Genomic DNA, 5,164 nt, shown 5'->3' on the forward strand with positions numbered 1-5,164 from the left:
ACTTCACACATACGGTTAGCGTAATAGCCCTCTTTGACATCAACAGGGATGAGCTTTTTGATATTACGCAAGGCACTGGCATTGATTTCGGGCTTATAAAGTCCTTTCTCACCGGCATATCCGCAGCAATCAATGCCAGCAGGTCGAATGACTTGTGTGCTACAAGCATCAACAATGGCTTCCATTTTTGGTTCAATCTTCATCTTACGTGCACTGCAACCAAGATGCAGTGCAACCGCAGGTTTCTTGCTAGTTATGGTTAATTTATCCAGTAATTTGTCATGGATAAAGTCCACCATATCAACAATCTCAACCTTGTCGGTTAATGAGCTGTCACCGGCAAGCGTACGGTAAGTACAAGATAACGCATCAATAATGACTGGCAGTTTTCCGCCTTGGGTCATAGCGGCAACGGCTTCAATCAACTCTTTGCGTTTTGCATCCGCATTTTTAAAATCACCCTTTGACTCCCACATTTGACCACAGCATAGATCTCGGGTTTTCTCTGGAGTGATAACGTTGTAACCGGAGCGCTCTAGCAGAGTCACAACCACTTCTGGCAAGGTTCTATTGTCTGGGTCTTTTGGAGTCGGACCAAATGTACGCCCGCCACAAGCAGGGAAGTAAACCACGGTTTCTTGCCCTGGAATTGGCGCGGCAAGTTTTGGTAGCTTACCGCCTTTTGGGAAGTCAGGATTCCAGTAGGGAACTTCTTTTGTCACTACGCGACCGGCTTTCATAATCGCACCAGTAACAGCGCTACCAGTGATTTTATGAATAGTGCCTAACACGTTGAAGCCCGTGCTGATCACTTGGTTAACGGCACCAAAATGCTTAGCTTGGAAATCGAGCACTTTTTGCTCTGTGGTGCTGATGTAAGGCGTTCTCAGTTTACGCACTAACTGACCCATACTGTTATCTACAGGGCAGGCAATGGTACAAAGCTGACAAGCGGCACAAGTATCAACTACGTCGTATTTAGCAGCGGCGCGCATTTCGCCGGCAGCTTGTTTATCACCTGATTGCTCAAGACGTTCAATTTCACGCAAGGTGGCGATACGCTGGCGCGGTGACATGTTAAGTGCTGATGTCGGGCAGGTCTTTTCACAGAAGCCGCATTCGATACACTTGTCGACGAGATCATCAACAACTGGGCAGGGCTTAATATTCTTAACGTGAATTTGACTATCGTCGTTAAGAATAACACCTGGGTTTAACAGACTTTCTGGATCAAATATCTGCTTAATGCGCTTCATTAAGGTGTAAGCATCACTGCCCCATTCCATCTCTACAAAGGGGGCTACTGCACGACCTGTGCCGTGCTCGGCTTTCATCGAGCCATCATACTTGTTGATAACCATCTCAGCGACATCCTGCATAAATGCATGGAAGCGCTCAATATCCGCTTGAGAGTTGAAGGTTGGGGTAATGATGAAGTGGAAGTTCCCTGCTAATGCATGGCCATAGATAACACCCTCTGGGTAGTTATGCTTATGGAATAATGCCGTTAAATCGTTTGCTGCGGCAGCAAGATGCTCTAGTTCAAAGGCGACATCTTCAATGATGACCGAGGTTCCTTTTGGTCGTTCGCCGCCAATAATTGGGAACAGTCCAGAGCGCATCGCCCAGTATTGACCAAATACTGCTGGGTCGTCACTAAAGGTGATAGGGCGCTCTGTATCAATATGTGCCAGTTTGGCAATGACATCTTGGGTGTAACGCTCAAGGGTGTCTTTATCGTTAGCACGGGATTCAATAAGTAGAATTGACGCGCCTTCAGGTAGCTCAGATAGCCAAAGCGGCATACCTTCTTTACCTGTAACTGATTTAATTGATGCCCAGTCAAGCAGTTCGGCAGCGGCAACGCTATCACCAACTAATGGCGGAATCGCTTTTGCGGCATCTTCCATATTGAAAAATACTGCCATCGCTGATGCTTTAAAACGTGCTTCATCAACGGTGTTGTAAGTCACCTCTTCGACAAAGGCGAGGGTGCCTTCGGCGCCAACAATAAGGTGGTTGATAAGCTCAAACGGATCGCTAAAGTCGACCAGCGCATTAAGGCTATATCCGGTGGTATTTTTAATGGAAAACTTTTTACGAATTCTATCAGCCAGTGTTTGATTACTTAGCGTCATCTCTGCTAAATCGAGCAGTGATTTTATCATCTCTGGATGAGTCTTAGTGAACGCAGCCTTAGATGCGTCGCAGCCGGTATCAAGTTCACTGCCATCTGCAAAAAGCAACTTTGCTGATGCAATGGTTTGATAGCTGTTTTGCGCAGTACCACAACACATGCCAGAGGCATTGTTTGACACAATCCCGCCAATTTTTGCAGATGCGAGCGTGGCCGGATCGGGACCAATCTTTTTATTCAATGGTTTAAGGGCTGCGTTAGCATCAGCGCCAATAACGGCGGTGCCCAATGTAATTTGGTTGGCATCATCGCTGACTTTTAATGTTCTAAAACCATCGTGGCCAAGAATAAGTAAAATGCCTTCGCCAATTGCTTGGCCAGATAGGCTGGTACCTGCGGCTCTGAACGTGACTGGTGCGCCATAAGTGCGAGCAATAGCGAGTGTACGTTTGGCTTGCTCCAACGTGTCCGCATGGACAACTATCTCCGGGACGATTCTGAAGTAACTGGCGTCAGTTGACCAAGCAAAACGGCGCACAGGGTCATTTGTGGCGGCGTCCTCACCAACTTGCTTACGCAGATCTCTTAATACTGCTTCATAATTAATTGACATCGATTCTATCTCTACACACTGCTATAAGAGTGGATGAAAGCCGCTGTTGCGGCTTTCTCAATATTATTGTTATTAATTTGATTAGCTTGGAACTAGAAACCGCCCCATATCGCGGCAATGGTGCCAGCGACTAAAGCATAGCCTAGTGCAACAGGCATGGTTTTACGGATAATTTCAGATTCGCGGCCAGCCATGCCTACAACGGTTGCTGCAGCGACGACATTCATCACACACATCATGTTACCGGCGTTAGCGCCAATACCTTGCATGGCGAGGATTAATGCGTGGTTAGCGCCAATATTATCGGCAACGCTGTACTGAAGACCGGAGAACATCATGTTGGAGAAAGTGGCTGAGCCTGATAGGAAGGCGCCAAAGATCCCCACAATCGGTGATACCCAAGCCCAAACCGCACCCATGCTGCCAGCTAATGTGTCAGCCAGTGCAACCGGCATAGAGGCAAGTCCTGATGCGTTCTCGCCCGAGTTAAGGAAGATTTTCACCATAGGTACAGATGCACCTAATGAAATAATAGTCGGCACCATAGATTTGCAAGAAACTGAGATAGACTCTTTAATCGCAGGTGATTTCATTCTAAACAGGAAGAAACCTAAGATACATACTAGTACAAAGAATGCACCCGGGGCGTAGAGCGTTGCAAAACCCGCTTTGAGCTCAGTACCGAGTAAACCTGTCCAGCTGATATTAAAGCTGGTTAACCAAGCTTTAAGCGGCTCTACCGTGCGTGAAAGTACCAGTAATGCAGCCATAATAATGTATGGCGACCAAGCTGCAACTTGCGAGAATTTCGCTTCAGTTGCTAACTCTTTACGCTCTTGGCCATCATTCTCGGCGAAATCATTCCAAGGCTCTTTTGGTAGCAGGTATCCTTTCTTAGCGACAGGAATAACAATTGCCATACCGACAAGCGCGCCAATTACCGATGGGAACTCAGGGCCTGCAAAGTAGTTAATTAACCATGCAGGTACAGTGAATGAAAGGCCAGCAAATAGCGCAAACTTCCAGATAGCTAACCCTTCTTTGAAGGATTTATTACGCCCAAAGAAGCCAGTAAGGATAGCGACCATAGTTAATGGAATAAGCGTGCCTGTGATTAAATCGATGGTGATCATATGCATAGCAATAAACTGGGCGTAGTCAGCAAAGCTGCCACCATGCTGTGCAATTTGCTCCGCTGCCATATTCACGCCGCCCTGGGTTAGGCCTTGATCCATCCCAAACAGAACGGGTAGGCCAATAGCACCGAACGACACTGAGGTCGAGTCGGCAATCAGCGCGACGACAGCGGCTGCGATAGGTGGAATGCCCAATAGCACTAATAGAGGGGCGCCAATAGCAGCTGGTGTACCAAAGCCAGCAGAACCTTCAATGAATGAACCAAATAGCCAACAGATAATAATGACCTGCACGCGGGCATCGGCACTAATGTTGGTAAAGCCTGCGCGGATAGTATCCATTGCACCGGAGTACTTAAGCGTATTAAGTAGGAACACGGCACCAAAAATAATGGTTAATGGGGTTAATGCTGAAAGTAGACCTTCAACCACTGACGCTGCGAGAAAAGTGGTATCCATTTGCCAAACAAAGACAGCGGCTAGTCCTGTAAAAACCATGGAAATGGGCATTGCTCTTGATGCTGGCATCCGTAAAAGCACCAAAAACAGCATTACGCTGATTATCGGCGTTAAGCTTGCGAGTAGTTGAATAAAGGTCATGCTTGCCTCGTTGATTATTGGGTGGCGAACTTCAATTGTAAGTACCCGACTTATGTTTAATTATTTATACCGACGGGTTGAGGTGTGTACTAAACGTTAAATAGGCTAACGCTAATATGATCTAGATCAGTTTGTACCTTAATTGTGGTTGAGAATGCCAGTAGTGAGATGCGTCATGGTTTGCCAGTTTTTTCAGCTGTGATCTGGATCACGCTTATTTGTCAGCTAAAAGCTACTCGCGCCGCTTTTTCGATCGTTTGGCAGGCGAAACAGTGAAAATAGCCAATCTGATTGGGTTATTTGATCTAATACTTTCGTGTTGCGACGTTAACTTTGGTTGCAATAACAAAAGCTGGGTGTGGAGCTCGTCACGCTTTTGGTTTTGTTTCTAGAGTTGAAATGACTAGTTGGTGGGCTATATGTTTGTTTTAATATCTGTTTTTAACTATAGGCATGGTCAGCTTATGAATTAATTAGAGGTACTTAATGTGAACCTCGTTGTTATTATTTAACCAATTAATACATAAAATAACGCCAGGTACCAGTGTGAATAGTCGCTTAAACAGTAGGCTGTTACGAGGGGCTGTTGAACTTTCGAGCTTAGTTTTTGTTCGGTTCTTTACCGTAAGGAATAATGCTTCTAGTACAAGGCTTGAGCGATAAAGCTTAGCTGGCTAA

2 protein-coding genes are annotated in these 5,164 nt (G+C 46.1%); both read right to left on the reverse strand.

From position 1 onward, the window contains the following. A partial coding sequence (locus AB4238_RS02570) for an FAD-binding and (Fe-S)-binding domain-containing protein (protein ID WP_372031035.1) occupies window positions 1–2,750 on the reverse strand: 2,750 nt, incomplete at its 3' end. 92 nt (window positions 2,751–2,842) lie between these two features. Then, entirely contained in the window at window positions 2,843–4,486 is a 1,644-nt protein-coding gene (locus tag AB4238_RS02575; RefSeq protein ID WP_372031036.1) for an L-lactate permease, read from the reverse strand. Between the last annotated feature and the right edge of the window lie 678 nt (window positions 4,487–5,164).

Source organism: Shewanella sp. 10N.286.45.A1, from assembly GCF_041470405.1.
Lineage (GTDB): Bacteria > Pseudomonadota > Gammaproteobacteria > Enterobacterales > Shewanellaceae > Shewanella.